The organism is Aquificaceae bacterium (assembly GCA_037481935.1).
GTDB lineage: Bacteria > Aquificota > Aquificia > Aquificales > Aquificaceae > Pampinifervens.
This window is the reverse complement of record JBBFKQ010000006.1, coordinates 43,497-59,505: the sequence shown is the minus strand read 5'-3', so window position 1 is coordinate 59,505 and position 16,009 is coordinate 43,497. Positions and strand designations below refer to the sequence as shown.

The 16,009-nt window shown below is 44.6% G+C and carries 18 protein-coding genes; 12 read left to right on the top strand and 6 right to left on the bottom strand.

Annotated features, from left to right (window positions below):
* Positions 1-4: 4 nt before the first annotated feature.
* Genes WHS43_06415 through WHS43_06395 form a run of 5 tightly spaced genes read left to right on the top strand, consistent with a single transcriptional unit; the run spans position 5 to position 5,163 of the window.
* Positions 5-808: a methyltransferase domain-containing protein gene (locus WHS43_06415; GenBank protein MEJ5339271.1), complete on the top strand. Its 804-nt coding sequence runs from the start codon at positions 5-7 to the stop codon at positions 806-808.
* Positions 809-822: 14 nt separating this feature from the next.
* Positions 823-1,254 (top strand): hypothetical protein, encoded by a 432-nt coding sequence (locus WHS43_06410; protein ID MEJ5339270.1) that lies wholly within the window; start codon positions 823-825, stop codon positions 1,252-1,254.
* A gap of 43 nt (positions 1,255-1,297) precedes the next feature.
* Positions 1,298-2,014 (top strand): hypothetical protein, encoded by a 717-nt coding sequence (locus WHS43_06405; GenBank protein ID MEJ5339269.1) that lies wholly within the window; start codon positions 1,298-1,300, stop codon positions 2,012-2,014.
* Between the two features lie 12 nt (positions 2,015-2,026).
* The gene (locus tag WHS43_06400; protein MEJ5339268.1) at positions 2,027-3,739 is read left to right on the top strand and encodes a choice-of-anchor D domain-containing protein; all 1,713 of its coding nucleotides are present in this window, start codon (positions 2,027-2,029) and stop codon (positions 3,737-3,739) included.
* A complete protein-coding gene (locus WHS43_06395) occupies positions 3,736-5,163 on the top strand; it encodes a GspE/PulE family protein (GenBank protein MEJ5339267.1) in 1,428 nt (475 codons plus the stop codon). The genes WHS43_06400 and WHS43_06395 overlap by 4 nt, the downstream gene beginning before the upstream one ends.
* Here WHS43_06395 and WHS43_06390 read toward each other — a convergent pair.
* A complete protein-coding gene (locus tag WHS43_06390) occupies positions 5,160-5,699 on the bottom strand; it encodes a hypothetical protein (GenBank protein ID MEJ5339266.1) in 540 nt (179 codons plus the stop codon). The genes WHS43_06395 and WHS43_06390 overlap by 4 nt on opposite strands.
* Positions 5,700-5,819: 120 nt before the next feature.
* Between WHS43_06390 and WHS43_06385 the strand changes: the two genes are divergently transcribed.
* Genes WHS43_06385 through WHS43_06375 form a run of 3 tightly spaced genes read left to right on the top strand, consistent with a single transcriptional unit; the run spans position 5,820 to position 7,108 of the window.
* Positions 5,820-6,152 carry a type II secretion system protein gene (locus tag WHS43_06385; GenBank protein MEJ5339265.1) on the top strand — a complete coding sequence of 111 codons (333 nt, stop codon included), beginning with the start codon at positions 5,820-5,822 and terminating at the stop codon, positions 6,150-6,152.
* 55 nt (positions 6,153-6,207) lie between these two features.
* A complete protein-coding gene (locus WHS43_06380) occupies positions 6,208-6,747 on the top strand; it encodes an RNA polymerase sigma factor (GenBank protein MEJ5339264.1) in 540 nt (179 codons plus the stop codon).
* Positions 6,725-7,108, top strand: a complete 384-nt coding sequence (locus WHS43_06375; protein MEJ5339263.1) for a hypothetical protein — start codon at positions 6,725-6,727, stop codon at positions 7,106-7,108. Before WHS43_06380 ends, WHS43_06375 begins: the two co-directional genes overlap by 23 nt.
* On the opposite strand, the gene WHS43_06370 is transcribed toward WHS43_06375, so the two are convergent.
* Entirely contained in the window at positions 7,082-8,560 is a 1,479-nt protein-coding gene (locus WHS43_06370) for a hypothetical protein (GenBank protein ID MEJ5339262.1), read from the bottom strand. The genes WHS43_06375 and WHS43_06370 overlap by 27 nt on opposite strands.
* Positions 8,561-8,703: 143 nt before the next feature.
* Here WHS43_06370 and WHS43_06365 point away from each other — a divergent pair, with 143 nt between their 5' ends.
* Together WHS43_06365 and WHS43_06360 are read left to right on the top strand one after the other, a co-directional pair.
* Positions 8,704-9,921, top strand: coding sequence for a hypothetical protein (locus tag WHS43_06365; GenBank protein ID MEJ5339261.1), 1,218 nt, complete (start codon positions 8,704-8,706; stop codon positions 9,919-9,921).
* Between the two features lie 54 nt (positions 9,922-9,975).
* Positions 9,976-11,724 (top strand): hypothetical protein, encoded by a 1,749-nt coding sequence (locus WHS43_06360; GenBank protein MEJ5339260.1) that lies wholly within the window; start codon positions 9,976-9,978, stop codon positions 11,722-11,724.
* 3 nt (positions 11,725-11,727) lie between these two features.
* Here the strand turns inward: WHS43_06360 and WHS43_06355 are convergent, their stop codons facing one another.
* Genes WHS43_06355 through WHS43_06340 form a run of 4 tightly spaced genes read right to left on the bottom strand, consistent with a single transcriptional unit; the run spans position 11,728 to position 13,890 of the window.
* Positions 11,728-12,204, bottom strand: coding sequence for a prepilin-type N-terminal cleavage/methylation domain-containing protein (locus WHS43_06355; protein MEJ5339259.1), 477 nt, complete (start codon positions 12,202-12,204; stop codon positions 11,728-11,730).
* Positions 12,201-12,962 (bottom strand): hypothetical protein, encoded by a 762-nt coding sequence (locus tag WHS43_06350; GenBank protein MEJ5339258.1) that lies wholly within the window; start codon positions 12,960-12,962, stop codon positions 12,201-12,203. Before WHS43_06350 ends, WHS43_06355 begins: the two co-directional genes overlap by 4 nt.
* The gene (locus tag WHS43_06345; protein MEJ5339257.1) at positions 12,959-13,336 is read right to left on the bottom strand and encodes a type II secretion system protein; all 378 of its coding nucleotides are present in this window, start codon (positions 13,334-13,336) and stop codon (positions 12,959-12,961) included. Before WHS43_06345 ends, WHS43_06350 begins: the two co-directional genes overlap by 4 nt.
* A 14-nt stretch (positions 13,337-13,350) precedes the next feature.
* Positions 13,351-13,890, bottom strand: coding sequence for a hypothetical protein (locus tag WHS43_06340; protein MEJ5339256.1), 540 nt, complete (start codon positions 13,888-13,890; stop codon positions 13,351-13,353).
* A 104-nt stretch (positions 13,891-13,994) separates the two neighbouring features.
* On the opposite strand from WHS43_06340, the gene WHS43_06335 reads away from it, so the two are divergent.
* Both WHS43_06335 and WHS43_06330 read left to right on the top strand, forming a co-directional pair.
* Positions 13,995-15,002, top strand: coding sequence for a hypothetical protein (locus WHS43_06335; protein MEJ5339255.1), 1,008 nt, complete (start codon positions 13,995-13,997; stop codon positions 15,000-15,002).
* The gene (locus WHS43_06330; protein MEJ5339254.1) at positions 14,989-16,002 is read left to right on the top strand and encodes an NAD(P)-dependent oxidoreductase; all 1,014 of its coding nucleotides are present in this window, start codon (positions 14,989-14,991) and stop codon (positions 16,000-16,002) included. Before WHS43_06335 ends, WHS43_06330 begins: the two co-directional genes overlap by 14 nt.
* Positions 16,003-16,009 lie beyond the last annotated feature (7 nt).

Genomic DNA, 16,009 nt, shown 5'->3' with positions numbered 1-16,009 from the left:
TATCATGTTCAAGAGATTAAAGATGCTTTTTGGCAGGAAAGGTTCAGAGAAGGCTTACCGGCTGCTTGAATTCCCGTTTAATTTCTATGCTCTACTTCTCAGTAAGTATGGAGAGGTTAGATACCTGCATTATGGTTTCTGGGATAGTGATTCAGACATATCTATACTTACCGCCCAGGAACGATTGGCGGAAAGGCTATATGGCTTAATACCACAGGGGGTTCATAGCATACTTGACGTTGGATGTGGTCTGGGAACAAGCGTATGCGAGCTTCTGCACAGGGGATACGACCCAGAGGGCATATCACCAGATGAAGGTCTTGTAAACTACGCTAAGGCTACACACAAAAAATGTGCAGACAGATTTTACATAACCACATTTGAAGAATATAAGAGGGAAAAACAATATGACCTCTTGCTCTTCTGTGAATCTGCTCAGTACATAAAAGATAAACAAGTTCTCTTTAGCAGAGCCAAAAACTTGTTAAGGCTTGGAGGATATACACTCCTGTGTGATGAGTTTTTAAAGAGGTTCGACGAAAGAGCAAATTTTCATATCGTATCAGATTTTATTGGCTATGCGGAAAGAGAAGGTTTTGAGATTATGGTCCTGCAGGAAATAACTCAAAATGTGATAAAAACAAGGTATGTTTTCTACGATGCCTTGGCTGCTCAGTATGATAAAGTCATTAAACATATTCATGAGGACACTTTAAAAGAATTCATATACAGATGGAGGATTCATAGTAACATGTATGAGGATGGAACTATTGGCTACTTCATTGTTCTTATGCGACTTAGGGATTGAGTTATAATTTTTGTATGAGGGCTTTCATTGCCTGCCTACTGATTAGTTTTCATGGCTTTGCATCTGTTCAGGCCATACTTGAAAACTATCCCTTTTCTCCACAGAGAAGGTATCCTCCTACACAGATAAAAGGCGATAAACCTCAGATTGATAAGGTGCAAATACTGGGATACGTGAGTTCAGAAAATGAGCTTTACGTATTGGTGAGAGAGGAGGGCAAGGTAAAGAGGTTAAGAAGAGGTGATGAGTTCATGGGTATGAAAATACTGGGGGTGCAGAGGGGTTTTATCCTTGCTAGGGATGAGGAAGGCGTAAAGAGGATTAAAATTAGCTGGGAGAAAGGTCAAGGTGTCGCCAAACCTGCGGAAGCTCCAGCAGGAAGAGGTGACGAGCCCATAAGACAACCACCGAAAAAACTCATGGAACTCTTGCAGGAGGGGAAATAATGGTTTATGATTATAATAACTATAACAATGCAAGGAGGGGAATATGAATAGGCTCTTGCTTCCAGTTGGACTCATAGTAATGGCACTGGCGGGATGTGGAGGAGGAGGTGGCGGTTCAAGCATAGGCGGGGTCTATGGAAGCACTTTAGTTTATGTTTTGGGTTTTGAGACCAGAACGGGCTCTGCTTTACAGAGCGATATTTTCTTTCTCACATGCAGTAATGGGAGAGATGTATACAACTTTCAGACTGACACAGTCCTTATAAAGTTTAAAGCGGAGACCATAAAAGATGCTCTGGGCAACCCAGTAACTCAAAATCCCTCGCCTGTAGCCTTTACCCGCTATAAAGTATCATTTCTTTCCGCCTCCCCCACAAACAACTGCGAGAGATATCCGGACTGCAGACAGTTAATGGCAGGTGGTTATGAGGGACTCGTGGGTTTTAGCGTTCATCCGGAATCTCCGGAAGGCAGATTTGAAAGACAATACGCAAACGGTGATGAGGTCAGGATAGAGATCAAGAAAGGAGAGTCAATTCAGGAAATCACGGTTGTCCCCTCTTCATGGAAATCTAACACTCTGGTCAACTACTGCACCACTGTACTGGACAACTGCCTGTACAACGGTGTGATAGAATTCTACGGAAGGGAGCTTTACAGTGGAAAAGAGAAAGTTGTCAGGGTGCCCTTTACAGTGCAATTTGCAGATTTCCCTAAGGGTAGTCCTTATGGTTCCTTTACAGATACACCATGTCAGTAAGGAGGGGTTGATATGAAAGTGAAAGGCATTATTCTGACAACGTCAATTCTGAGCTCTGCGGTTTTTTCCGCTCCACAAATAAGGGTTTTCCCTTCAAGCCCCTACGATTTCAGAACTGTGACCATAGATTCCACCAGTCAGGCGGAGTTTGCCATAACCAATGTGGGTGATGCAGTGTTGAGGATATGTTCTGTTAATGTAAGCTCCGGCTACCCGGACTTTGATATCATATCCAACTCCTGCAACAGCACAAGCCTCAACTATGGACAGGACTGCAGGTTTACCGTCAGGTTTACTCCAAGGTTCAAGCAGAACTATTCGGGAAATATCGCCATAGTTTACGACGATGATGGAGACGGAACAGTCTGCAACACCCAGAAAACCTATGTGCAGCAATTGATAGGAAGTGGGACCGCGCTGAGGGTCGTCAGAATAGATACAAACCCATATCAGACAGGCTTTGCCTTTGAGTTTCCATCAACAGCCTACTACGAGCAGAGAAACATGACCCTTCGCATATGCAATGCCAGCGGTGACCCCCTCAGGTTTTCCTCCCCTGCAGTAATTCTTTCACAGGACAGTCCAGACTACGCCTCTTTTGGAATAACTGCAACCACCTGCAACGATGCAGTGCTTCAGTATGCCACGGATAACGCTGACTGCTCTAAAAACTTCTGCCAGATAAGCGTCTCTTTCTCTCCACAGGGAGGTATAGGCGGTCCAGAAAAAGAACTCTACTACGGTTATTTGAGGTTAAGAGACCTTAACAGTGGTCCAGGAGGTGGACCTTCCAATGCAACGATTTATCTTAGCGGAAGGTCTCAGCTGGGGCAGTATATATACGCTCCAGTGGGTGGGCAAGCTCAAGAGGCGGTCAGGGTAACCTTTACTTGTCCAGATGACCCCGCTACTGTTCCACCTAACCCCCAGAATGGAACTATTCAAATAGGAACTCCCTCGGTTGTGGGAACATACTTCAGGCTGATAAACTACTCATGCCCCGACACCTGCAGGGAAAATACGACCGTTGACTGCACTGCCATAATTGGTTTTGCTCCACAGACGCCCGGCGTCTTTCCCGGTAGTATTATAATACCCATAATAGGAGCAGAGCCTGTCCGGAGGTCTTTCGTAGGCGTGGCTGGTTCTCTTACAGGAAACTACATATACGTGAGCCCCACATACATAGATTTTGGAGCTGTAAAAAGGCTCAACACCTATGCCCAGACACTCATTATCAGAAACACCAGCGGTTCAGACCTTGAGTTTAACCTCTCAGTCGCAGGCAGTGGGCTGGTGCTGAAGTCCATAAGCTGCACGTGTAATACTGGTTATGTGACAGCACCAGGCGGTGGACCGTGTGTTCCACCATATGAAAATTTATTGCGTGATCCCAGCTTTCCAACTCTTACGCCTCTACCTATACCAACCTCCAGCCGTGCCTACCGTCTAAGACCCGGTGAGGTCTGCAGTGCAGTGGTGGAATTCAGCCCGCCTCTCACATCAACAGGCAACATGAATGGTGCTGTTATAATAGACACGCAGGCTCAGGTGGTAACCGTTCCCATGTCAGCAAGGATGGATGTTCCACCTCCTCCAATGTCTCAGCCAGCTCCCTCCATAGGGTCGGGTGGCGGAGGTGGTTGTTCTACAGGCGGCAGTAGCATGGCATGGCTTTCAATACTGCCTGCCCTTGCACTTCTCAGAAGGTTCAGAAAGAGATGAGAGGTCTATCATACAACTTTCTCCGCAGCAACAGAGTTGCCCTCCTTGAGGAGGGCGAGGATTATATCAGAATTGCCCTTGCTGAAGAGGACCCATACCTCATAGAAATTCTGGAAAGAGTCTATGGTAAAAGGGTTGAGTATGAGATAACAACACCTGAAAGGATAGAGGAGCTCCTCAAAGACCCTGTGCTGACCCTTGAGGCAGAGAGGGATATAATAGAGTCCGACTTTCTGGACGAAAAAAAACTTGAGAATATAGCCTCGGAAGCTCCCATAGTAAAGTTCGTTAACGACACCCTTGTAGAGGCCATAAGGAAGAAGGCAACCGATGTTCATATAGAACAGTTTTCAGAAGATGTGGAGGTTCGCTACAGGATTGATGGGGTGCTTCATACCATAAGAAAGCTTCCAAAATACGCTGCACCACCCATAGTTTCACGCATAAAGATAATGGCAAAACTGAACATAGCAGAAAAGAGGCTTCCTCAGGATGGGAAGTTTTCCTTTTCTTACGCAGGGCAGGACTATGACATAAGGGTTTCAACCCTCCCCTCCGTTCATGGTGAGGGGGTGGTGATGAGGATACTCACAAGGGGTGAGGTGTCTCTTAATCTTGACAACCTTGGTTTTTCTGTAGAAGACACTAAAAAGATAAGAAGGTTCATAAGAAAGCCCTATGGTATGGTGTTGGTGACAGGACCCACTGGCTCTGGCAAGACTACTACTTTGTATGCCAGCATAAAGGAGATAAACACAGGAGACAGAAAGATAATCACGGTGGAAGACCCTGTAGAATACAACCTGAGGGGTCTGGTGCAGGTGCAGGTAAACCCAAAGGTAGGTCTAACCTTTGCCACAGCCCTCAGAAGCATTCTGCGTCAGGACCCGGACATTATAATGATAGGGGAGATAAGAGACAGAGAAACTGCAGAGATAGGCATACAGGCATCTCTGACGGGGCACCTGGTGCTGGCAACCCTGCACACCAACGACGCTGCCGGTGCCTTTGCAAGGCTCATGGATATGGAAATAGAAGAATTTTTAATAGCCTCTTCCGTCATAGGCGTCCTTTCCCAGAGGCTGGTGAGAAAAATATGCCCCTTCTGTAAGGAAGAGCACAGACCCAATTCTGCAGAGCTGGCACTCTTTGAGAGGAATGGCCTTGAGCTTCCCGATAGACTTTACAGAGGTATGGGCTGTGAGGAGTGCAACCGCACAGGCTACTCGGGTAGGACTGTAATAGGCGAAGTGCTTGAGGTCTCTGACAGCATAAGGGAGCTTATAGTAAAGAGGGCGGACGCAGTCCGTATAAGAGAACAGGCAATAAAGGAGGGTATGACCCCCCTCCTCGTTGATGGTCTGAAGAAGGCAAAAGAGGGAATCACCTCTGTAGAAGAAGTCCTGAGAGTCTACAAGGATTAGGCAGAAAGAGACATGAGGTTATTTCCCCAGTTCATGGAAAGAAGAGCTCTCTTTACCAGCTCCTCAAACTGACTTGCTCCCTGAGGGTCGTTGAAGGATATCAGAAGCCCCTTGGAGGTGGGCATGCCATCCCCATATCTCTGAACGCTTGCTCTGTCCTGCTTCACAAGCTCCTCAGCCTGTCTGTAGAGATCTGGGAGGTTTTCCTTTGCCCAGAACCTAAGGTCGTCGGTTATGTAGAAGTAGCCGGCGCTGCTGGCAGGAGGGGCCGGCACTTTGGGAGGATTTTTAGAAAGGGACTGAAGATAGACCATATTAGCCCTCTCGAGAAGCTGTTGAAACTGAAAGGCCTTTACCGGGTCTGTAAAGGTCAGGGCTGTGCCGTCGGGAAGTGGATTGTCCTCTCCGTATCTTTCTGCTCTGGCATATCTGGCAAGGTTAAGAGCCTGATAGTAAACCTCAGAAAAGTTGGTCTGAAGCCACGCCCTCATGTCGTCGCTCACAAAGAAAGTGTAGGATGTGTTGACTGTGTTCATTCTTCAACCTCCCTTAGTTTATCATGCTTATAAATATAATCAAACATTATAACTTTGTCAAGCATACAAACATGATTTAAAAACCTTCTATTGAGTTGGTAAGGCTATAATTATTCATACATGAAAGCAAACGGCTTCAGCCTTCTGGAGTTGATAATCGTCCTTGCCATATCCGCCCTAACGCTGACGCTTGTCATTCCTGCCATAAACAGGACCTTCTTTGGGGAAGAAGATGTCCTGAGGGCTTTTTTAATGAGGAGCTTAAACCAGTCTATGAAAAAGGGGAAAGTAGTGGAGATAGCGGGGGACGGAAGCAAGATAAAAAACTCAGAAGGTGAGACCATTGACCTTCCTTACAGGGGGCAGTGCTACGCATACCCCAGCGGAGAACTGAGATACTGCTGGTTTGAGAAGAGGGGAGAGAGAAAGTATTATACGGTATTTGACCTATAAAACCAGACGCTATTCTTCATACACAAACTCAGTAGAAGGTAGTAAAATCTCTCTCATGAGAGAGGAGGAGTTGATAGCCCGAATTGCAAGAGGCGACCAGCAGGCACTGAAGACCCTCATACTCATGTATAACTCAAGGCTCTTTTCCTACGCCTACGGAATACTCCAGAACTACGAGGACGCAGAAGAGGCTGTGGCTGAGACCTTCTATCAGATATGGAGGTCAGCCAGGAACTTCAGAGGTGACTCAAGGGTAAGCACATGGCTCTTTGGAATCTGCAGGAACGTGATAAGGAATATGCTAAGGAAAAACAGGAGGCACCCATTTATGCTTGAGATAAGAGAAGAGGATGCGGTGGTAGAAGAAGAAATAGAACCCATGGAGGTGGAACTGATAGCAAAGGCTCTTGACAGACTACCGGCCATACACAGGGAGGTCCTCCATCTTGCCTACTACGAGGACATGCCCTACGAGGAAATAGCAAGAGTGCTGGGCGTGCCCGTCAACACGGTTAAGACTAGGGTCTTTAACGCAAAGAAAAAGCTGCTGAAGGCTATGGAGGAGCTTAAAAATGAGCATAAGGAAAGCCTTTGAAGAATACTACGGCTCTTTGAAGCCACCGGAAGCCATGGACTTCAAGGTCGCCCTCAGGCTGGAAAGGGAAAAAAGAAAAAGGCTCCTCAAGGTTGCGGTCCTTGAGGCTTTTCTCATGCTGGTGCTTTTGGGATTATATTTTTATCAGCCACTGAAAAACACAGAATATCAGACCTTCTCCGCCGGTATTCCAGTAAAAATTGTTGAGGACGTAGGCATCAAAAAACTCTCGGATGAGCTCAGAAGCCATCAGCTCACTATTGAAGGTCCATACGAAGGGGACGTGTTCATCCTAAAGGGCGAGGAGAGTAGGGTAAGGGAGTTTCTCAGCAAGTCAAAAAACCTCAGAGCCCTTGACTGAACTCCTCTCCACATAGCCACCTTGCCACTGGCATCTTAGCCTGTATTCTGGCTCTCTCTGGAAGTAGCCCGTGTTTTTGAGTTTTATGTAACTTCTCCATGGCGGTATGCGGTCAATATGGACCCTCTTTTCTCCTTCCCAGAGCTCAAGGGAGCACCAGCCAGCAAAACCCACCCTTTCAAAGCTAAAAGTCAAAATATCCTTCCGAAGTTCAAGACTGACCTTCAGGTCAATTTCTGGCAGATTGACAGCCTCCTGACCCGCCCTGAGCAGGACCCCTACCACAAGCCCGTCTGGATATCTGGCTTCTACCCACAGGTCTTCTTCCATCGCATAGGGAACCTCAAGACCCTCCCTTGCGGAGCTCTCGCAACGCCCCTCCATCTGAAGGTTTTCCGAATAGACCCTTATCTGGGCGCTGGGGTGGACGCCCTCAAGCCTTACCCTCTTCGTTCTGACCTCCACCTTTGCCTCACCAGAGAAGTTCTCCCCAAGATTTACCCACAGCCTGTAGTCCATCCTGCAGGGAGTTTTCACACTTCCCTCCAGCCTGAGCCAGTAGGGAATGCCTCTGAACAAAACAAACCTCTCCCCTTCCTGCACGGGGATATCAAGCCCGTATGGTCTTACAAAAAGTCCGTAGTTCTCCAGCTCCGGTGCTGAGATGGAAAGGTTCAGAGATATGCATTCAAACAGCTCACAGGCGGGCTTGAAAGAGCCATCCGCATAAAGGTAAAGCCTTCTGCCCACACCTGCCAGAAGAGGTATGCCCCCAGAGAGCAGACGCTCTGAGCTAATTTTTATGATTTTGTCCTCCTTGCCCAGCTCCCCCACATAGGAGCCATAAAGCTCCAGCCTGCTTTCTCCCTCAGGAAGAGAAAAGGGAATCTCGTAAAGCCCTGAGTATGCAAAGGCATACTCCCCGGGAGCAGGCAGGTAGTTAAAACGCCAGCCAGAAGAGTCCTGAAAGGCTAAATAGGAGCCAACCCAGAAGGGCTCTGAAACTGTGGAGTAATTCAGGCTATAAAAGTCTTCAGAAAAAAGGTAAAGTATCCTTCCATCCACAGGCACCGCACTATCCAGAAACCTCTCCTCCAGTCTTACCCTGAGAAAGCTCTCCTGCATATCCATAACCACCACGCCACCCAAGAGGTCAAGGGTCCTTCTCCCATAGAAGGCAGGCCTTCCACTGGGGTCAAGTATGACCGCCTCTATGTGCCTTTCCCTGCCCGGTGGGAGCTGAAGCTCAAAGACCACCCTGTCCCCGGGGTAGAAAACTCCTGACCTCTGCAAGAAAACAGGCTCAAAGTCCCTTCCTGAAACCCTGACCCATACGCCCGTGTAATAGGGCTCAGAGGAAGAAGAGAGCCTGAGCTGAAGGCTGACAGGCTCACCACCCCCTCCACAGGATAGAACAAAAACAAAGAACAGGAGAAACCATGCAAATACCATGAAAAAATTTTAACCCGTGAACCACTGGTTAAAACCTATACACCCACTGAGTGAAATGTCAGGGGAAAACAAAAAACCCTTGACAAGCAAAAAATTTTTTGCTATACTTGTAAGCAACTAAAACCTTTAAGGAGGGTAGAACCATGAAGAAGAAGGCTATCGCAGCCTCAGCTCTGACAGCAATGGCACTCTTTGGTGCCAGCCAGCAGGCAAAGGCATCTGCGGTGATGATACCCGCCATTAAGTCTGGAGGTGGGTGGGTAACCGTTCTGTCCTACATAACAACTACACCCAGTCTTCCTAACGTCCTGGGTGCACCCGGCGTCCACATAACCTATCAGTTCAAGTCCAGCCTGGCACCAGCCATGACTGCCTGCTCTGAGAGGAACCTGCTTGTTCCATCCTCCACAAACGACCTCACCACCTTCATAGTGGATGCCACCGTATCCCCCGTTCCAAAGCCACCCATATTTGAGGGCGGTCTCATAGGAACTGTGGGCGGTGGATACGACCCTGGCATACCCATGCAGGGCTTTGCAGTCCTTGAAAACGTGGCTTCTACACAGCCCATAACAGTGGAAGACTGCGATGCTACTGAAGGCACCACTGCCAACTGCCAGACCCTCGCCGCAGAGGCGATCGTCTTTAATCTCACATCCAGATTCCTCTACTCCCAAAGGGCAATAGAGATGCACCATAGAGGCTTTGGCGATGTGAGAGAGCTCTGGGAAGCAGGAGGAGGTAACCACAACACGATAGCGGCAACTGTTGGCACTACGGAACCTGTGGATCACAGATATGCCAACACCGATTCCGCTCCTAACGTTGGATACTTTGCTTTCCTTCCTACTGACGTTGCCGACACATTCGTCTACGCCATAGCCGTCAATCGAGACCGCTTTAATCCCGGTAGTAATAACAATCAGCCCGGCTCCACGGTCAACTTCAGCAGTGTAAACTACGCCGCTGCCATAAGGCTCACCGCAATAACAGAGGGAAGAAACAACGACTTCATACCCGGCAACCCAATACAGGGTTACTACCTGCGTGACGAGCAGAGGCTGTCTGCTGTGAGAACCATAGACTTCAGGTGTGCAGCAGAGATAAGGGCTGCCTCCGAAGAGGGAACACCCGGTCTTGTTCCACTTGACCCCGTCATAAGGAGACATGGTGCATGGTTTAACCTCAGGCCAGTGGCATACTGTCAAGATCCTGCCGGCACTCCTGCAGCGTGCAACACCCTGCCCCAAGAAAACAGGGCTGCTGAGCTTGGAGACGGCATCATAGCCTTCAAAGTGGAAGTAAACCCCGCCTACGGCTTTGCCATAACACCTCTCCATCAGCTCATCTATATCAGATAATCTATCCCGTGGCGGGCTCTGCCCGCCTCTTCAACAAAAGGTGAAGGAGAAAAGATGTCACGGTTGTTTTTATTTTTCTCTGTGGTTTTGATTGGTCTCGGCTTCCTTTCCTGTGAAAGAAAGGCTCAGTCTTTTATCAAGTCGGAGAAAGAGATAAGGACCATAGAAATCCCCATAAGGTTTGATGATTCCCAGTATGAACCCATTAGAGAAATGAATTCAGAAGACAGAATTGCCTTTCTCTATTACGACCCTACCGGCAGGATACACCTCTGGGTGGATGGCAGGGACGTGGTAATAAACGAGGATGTGGTAAAAGAGCATCCAAGAGCAATCTATGGCAGGCTCTCCTACCTTTACGATGGGAAGTATCTGTATGTGTCTTACTGGATAAAGGAAGCCAACGATAAGCAGGTTGTGTTTACAAGATACGACCTCAAGGATGGAAAGATACTGACCAGATACTTCTCTACCACAAAGCAGGCTCTCAGCCCCGCCCACATGGCAACAGATGGAAAAGGGAGACTGCTTCTTGCCTGGTATGATGAACATCTCGTGGGATACTCCATCGCCTACCTGGTTCTTGAAAACTACGGGGAAAAAGTCCCTGAAAAGGAAGAGTTTATACATTTCCAAGGGCAAACACTATACGAAAAGTTCATGCCAGCTTATGCGGAGGGGGCTGGTTTTTACATCATCTATGCCATGTCTGGTGGTAAGGATTTTATCAAATCCTATCTTGTAGACAGAAGGGAAGACAGGACACTCTTGGAACGTGATAACAGGACAATATATCATCTATACAGCTTTCCTAAAAATTCCTATATTGTTACAGGCTGGTATGACCCGGCTGTGGGAGGTAACATAGAGGTATTTAAAATTGAAGGACCCGACAAACTGCGAAAGCTCGCCTCCTACAGTCCAGAAGAGGTAAAGAAGTACTATTACGGAACAAATTACTATCCATTTGCCTTCAAAGATGGCTACGGATCTCTTTTCCACAGAAGCCAGACGGAACCCATAAAGCTGGAAGGCTTTCCAGTGAGCTCCAGAGCCAACATATTCCTGAGTGAGAAAGGAAAAGGTGTGCCCCTCACAGATGATGTTCCCGAATACTTTTTCACTCAACAGGTCCAGTCTGTTTACTCAACTGATGGGGCGACTTTTTTGGTTTACTCCGACAACAGATACATATTCCCCAGTCTCATGGTAGCGTATATAACAAAGGATGGAAAGGTTTATAAAAACGGATTAATCAATAAACCTTCAGAAAATTTGGGCGTTCCCAAAATAGTCCATATAAAGGAAGACCTCTACAGAATATTCTTCCAGAACTTTGACAGAGACAAAAACAGATGGAATATGAAGGTAGTGGACGTTCTTGGGAGTAAAATAAGCAAAAACCACAGCTTACCCAGATCTAGAGACATGGAAAAGACATTAAAGGAAGCTACTGAAAACTTTTCAAGGTGTCAGATAAAGGACGACGTAGAGTGCATATATAAGTACTTTGACCCAAGATACAAAACTTTTGTATCCTTAGAAAGGCAGAAGGAGATGAATAGACAGTTAAATCTAAAGGTTAAGGAATTCAAATACGATAGTGTTAAACTCATAGAAAATACACCGTTAGCAGTAGCTAAGGGTGAGATGACGGTCCAGCTACCTGAGCAAATAATGGGTAAACCTATACAACAGGCAGGTGAGAGGAAATACAAGTTTACCCACATATGGCTTTACATAAATGGCTCCTGGTACTATGCAGTGGAAGCCCCTGTGGGAGATTTCTTCATAAGGTGGTAATTTTCAGAACAGGAAGGGAGGGCTACTTGCCTCCCTTACTATCAGAATGAATTTTTGCCCTTTCACGTATATCTCTATATAGTTTTTATTAGCCTCTATCCTCTCTACCCTCATATCAAGCCTTTTCTCATAAAGGGTCTGCATATTGACAGGATTTATTTCCTCGTACACAATACCTTCTGAACTTATAACTACTTTTACCTTTACATACGGCGAAGTGTAACCCGCCGTGGTGTAGTATTCAAGAGTTTTGCCACTTCTGTTTTCCACTAATCTGAAGTTTCTACAGAAAAGCATCTGCTCCTGTATTTTTGTAAAAAAACCATTCACTTCGTATGTTCTCCTTAAGGATAGCCACCTGCTCTGAAAACTCGTTAGACTCCCAAAGGTTGCATAAAGCATGGTTAACAGGAACATGGCTATGAGCACAGAGACGAGAAGTTCAATGAGGGTAAATCCGTATTTTTTCTGTGCCTTCATAGTCTATCAAGAATCTGCATGTCTGGAGAAAGAATATATTCAGCCTCGGAATAAAAGGGCTTTGCCATCCTGACTTTTATTCTGTAATATGCAGGTCTAGGTGTTGACGTTGCATATTTTAAGAGAATTGTCTCATTAAATGTATTGGTTATATCCATTATGTTTACCACACCATCTTTTCTTCGAGAAATTATAGCTTCTATGTCACCTCTCCCCAATCCGATAACTCTTATGGATTTTTCATCTGCATAATTGAGATTTAATCGTGGTGAGTATGCAGTTACATGGTCTTTGAGCTTACCAAATCCATTGCTTCCTATTATGTTGTATAGCTCATTGACTGAATTCATGCGTCCGTTCAGCTGCAAATAAGTGAAAATTAGCCTACCTTTATTCCTATCACCAAGAAAAATATCTGTGAGGTTCATAAGTTCATTGAGATTAAGACGATTTACCGGCACTTTCGAATCCTCTGCTTCAATTCTAACATTGTAAACTCTATTCATTACCTTTAGCTCCATCTCATATGGTAGAGTGAGTATTCCTGCGTAGGTAGGTGGATAGCTGTTCAACAATTTCCAGAGTGCAATGCGTGCAACTGCCTGTGATTCAAAAGTGAAAGCCAATTTATCCCTGTCTCTACTCTCTCCAAGATAAATGTTCTGAACTGAAGCAGATGCAACGAATAGAATAACAAACATTGCACTCATCATCCATAAGACATAAATCGTGACAAACCCACTTTTTTTGTGCTTCATTTTGGTATTAAGAAATAAAAACCACTGCTAAAAACTATGACTCTTACACCGTCAACTGGTGTATCGAGATAAGGATTAAGGGGCGAAAAGTCCTTGTATGGACATGATATATATCTCTCTTCTGAGCCTTTTTCTTCACATTCCCCCTTTATGCTTTCAAGTTCAAAGTAGAAGCTTCTGATAATGCTACTCTGGTTTGTCAATTCTCCTACTACTGAGTTGTTGTATCTCTGAAGATAATCTATCTCACGGGAAATTTTATCAAGATAGTAGAGTCTTGAACTGAGGGTTGAAAGGGTTTGATAAATAACGGGTATAGCAATAATGGCTATAGAAAAGGCGACTAAGATTTCAATTAAAGTATAGCCTCGCATATTCGTTCAACTTTTTAAACGTTAAAATTAATTGTGTTACGTGTTTCTTTTATGTATGTAAGTGCGTCTAATACAGCTCTGTGCAGTATAGCTCCGATTAATTCTCTATCTTCATTTTTGGAAAATAAAAGATAGTAGCCAGTGTCCAGAGGAGAACTTTTTATTCCAAAATTTACCTTATCTATGCCCATGTCCTCTATATGCGATTCAATCTCTTTGATTACCTCCGGTTTGTTTAACTGTAACCATCTTAAAAAATTATCAGAAAGGAAAATATATTCTCCTGAAGTGGCTTTCTTAGGTATTTCTGGAAAGCCAAAGTTGTTTTCCTGATTAACCCACAGAAGGGTTGCTTCTTGCAGTATGGCTCCAAATGTCTGGCTATCATCTTCATTCCTAAACCTTAGAGCAATTCCTCTTTCAAAGCTTAGGGAATCACCATACCTTTCAGCCTTTGCAACTTCAGCCTGTTTAATTAGCTTCTCATACAGAACTCTATCTCTACCCGCTAACCAGCCCATGAACCTATCGGTAAGGTAATATACTCTTTCCATGGCACATTATACGATTATAGAACTTAGCATAGGAAGAGGTGCATGATTTATATCATACAAGACTTAGTTCATCGATTATACGAGTATGATACAATTAATAGTTCATGATAAAAGTTTTAAAAATCATGTGTATAAGAGATGACAGGAAGCTGACTGTGTCCTACTACAAACCTGGCAGATTGGAATTTGATTTTGACGGTGTTTCCGAGGCAGTAGACAGGATAGATATTGAAGGACTCGAAATAACCCCTCTTGTTCTACCATTTTTAGTAAATACCGATCTAGATATTGAGAATATATATGTAGATTTTAGACCGTTTAATGTAATTTTTAACGCTATATGTGAGCCGGACATATGTAAGAACGCTTTAAAGTCTGCTATAGAACTTTTGAAAAATAATGTTAATAAACCTATAATAAATCATCCTCAGTATGTTATGAAACTGTCACGGGACACAGTCTACGAAATTCTTAAGGGTATTGATGGTTTAATAGTTCCTAAAGTTTTGAGAATAAAACCAGATTCCTTAAAATTCATAAAGGAGATTGCGGATAAAGAGGCAATGTATCCATTTATTTTCAGGGAGGTTGGGGTACACACATATCACGAAGCGGTCCTTGTGAAGAGTTACAAAGATGTAAGTTTGCTTGAGAGGTATCCTTTCAGAGGAGAGGAATATTACCTCGTAAAGTTTGTAGACTATAAGTCCAAGGACGGTCTATACAGGAAATATAGAGTATTCATTATTGATGGCAAACTATACCCGAGGACAATGATAGTCTCTGATTATTGGAATATTCACGGCAGGGATAGAGAAAGAGTTATGGATAAGTACGAAAAGTATAGGCATGAGGAAAGGAAATGGTTAGAGTGTTTTGATGGAAAGGAGTATAAACCTCTTGTAGAAATTTACAAGAGAATAAAATTAGACGTATTTATCGTAGATTTTGGCATTTTACAGGACGGTAGTATAGTTTTGTTTGAAGCTTCACCCTGTTTTAAATACCAGGCATATTCGGGAACGGATCCAAAATACTCTTACCAGGCACCCTTTGTCACATCTATAAAGAAAGCCGTTAGAGAACTGATATTCAAAAATGCCGAAGGATGAGCAGAAGGGCGGTCTAAATGTCTTATGGCTAAATATTTACGGGGAAGATTTAGAGATATTAAAAAACCTTGAGACAGAAGGATTTTACGTGTATGGCACCAAACTGTCTCTTGATAACCGAGAGATTATAAATCTTGAATGGAAGGATGCTATAGACGTCATAGTTTTCTCTTCTGTAAACACAACCATTGATAAGTATATTATTGACAACTTTAAGCGTCTTCAGCTCATAGTTACGAGATCAACCGGCTGTGAACACATAAATTTAGAATATTGTAATAATAAGGGTATAAAGGTATGCTCCATAAGAGGTTACAGCACCATATCAACCGCTGAATACACCATATCTCTTATTTTTTCACTGTTGAGAAAGCTGAAAAGTACTATACTGAAAGTGCAGAAGGGAAGGTTTGAAAGGGAAACTGGCGCAGACCTCCATGGTAAGATTGTGGGGGTTGTGGGCACTGGCCTGGTGGGCACAACAGTAGCAAAGCTTTTAAAATGCCTTGGTGCTAAGGTCTTCTACTGGAGTTTCAGAAGGAAAGAGGAGCTTGAAGGGCTCGGAATAAGGTATGTTGACCTTGAAGAGCTATACAGGTCAGCGGATGTATTGACCTTTCACCTGTCCCTGTCTGAAAAAACCCGCTATATCTTCAACAGAGGTTCTCTGAGAATTGTAAAACCTGGTGTATACATAGTTAACACTGCAAGAGGAGGGCTCATAGAACTTGAGGCTATCTATGAAGGACTAAGAAATGGCATAATAGCAGGCTGTGCTCTGGATTGTTTTGAGGGCGAGAGTTATTTTATAAGAGGGAAGTCAAGCGATAGCCCCTCCAAAATTCAGATAATCAATGATATAGCAAAATTCCCCAACGTGATAATAACACCGCATAATGCATACAACTCTGAAGAAAGCATAAAAAGGGATGTGGAGTACACATTGAGAACCTTATTGCATTACAGAAAAACTGGAGAATGTCTCTATCCATGTCAATGAAATAGAA

Excerpts from the sequence above, each read along its gene's own strand:
- WHS43_06415 (MEJ5339271.1), top strand. The coding sequence starts at position 5 with ATGTTCAAGAGATTAAAGATGCTTTTTGGCAGGAAAGGTTCAGAGAAG.
- WHS43_06410 (MEJ5339270.1), top strand. The coding sequence starts at position 823 with ATGAGGGCTTTCATTGCCTGCCTACTGATTAGTTTTCATGGCTTTGCA.
- WHS43_06405 (MEJ5339269.1), top strand. The coding sequence starts at position 1,298 with ATGAATAGGCTCTTGCTTCCAGTTGGACTCATAGTAATGGCACTGGCG.
- WHS43_06400 (MEJ5339268.1), top strand. The coding sequence starts at position 2,027 with ATGAAAGTGAAAGGCATTATTCTGACAACGTCAATTCTGAGCTCTGCG.
- WHS43_06395 (MEJ5339267.1), top strand. The coding sequence starts at position 3,736 with ATGAGAGGTCTATCATACAACTTTCTCCGCAGCAACAGAGTTGCCCTC.
- WHS43_06390 (MEJ5339266.1), bottom strand. The coding sequence starts at position 5,699 with ATGAACACAGTCAACACATCCTACACTTTCTTTGTGAGCGACGACATG.
- WHS43_06385 (MEJ5339265.1), top strand. The coding sequence starts at position 5,820 with ATGAAAGCAAACGGCTTCAGCCTTCTGGAGTTGATAATCGTCCTTGCC.
- WHS43_06380 (MEJ5339264.1), top strand. The coding sequence starts at position 6,208 with ATGAGAGAGGAGGAGTTGATAGCCCGAATTGCAAGAGGCGACCAGCAG.
- WHS43_06375 (MEJ5339263.1), top strand. The coding sequence starts at position 6,725 with ATGAGCATAAGGAAAGCCTTTGAAGAATACTACGGCTCTTTGAAGCCA.
- WHS43_06370 (MEJ5339262.1), bottom strand. The coding sequence starts at position 8,560 with ATGGTATTTGCATGGTTTCTCCTGTTCTTTGTTTTTGTTCTATCCTGT.
- WHS43_06365 (MEJ5339261.1), top strand. The coding sequence starts at position 8,704 with ATGAAGAAGAAGGCTATCGCAGCCTCAGCTCTGACAGCAATGGCACTC.
- WHS43_06360 (MEJ5339260.1), top strand. The coding sequence starts at position 9,976 with ATGTCACGGTTGTTTTTATTTTTCTCTGTGGTTTTGATTGGTCTCGGC.
- WHS43_06355 (MEJ5339259.1), bottom strand. The coding sequence starts at position 12,204 with ATGAAGGCACAGAAAAAATACGGATTTACCCTCATTGAACTTCTCGTC.
- WHS43_06350 (MEJ5339258.1), bottom strand. The coding sequence starts at position 12,962 with ATGAAGCACAAAAAAAGTGGGTTTGTCACGATTTATGTCTTATGGATG.
- WHS43_06345 (MEJ5339257.1), bottom strand. The coding sequence starts at position 13,336 with ATGCGAGGCTATACTTTAATTGAAATCTTAGTCGCCTTTTCTATAGCC.
- WHS43_06340 (MEJ5339256.1), bottom strand. The coding sequence starts at position 13,890 with ATGGAAAGAGTATATTACCTTACCGATAGGTTCATGGGCTGGTTAGCG.
- WHS43_06335 (MEJ5339255.1), top strand. The coding sequence starts at position 13,995 with ATGATAAAAGTTTTAAAAATCATGTGTATAAGAGATGACAGGAAGCTG.
- WHS43_06330 (MEJ5339254.1), top strand. The coding sequence starts at position 14,989 with ATGCCGAAGGATGAGCAGAAGGGCGGTCTAAATGTCTTATGGCTAAAT.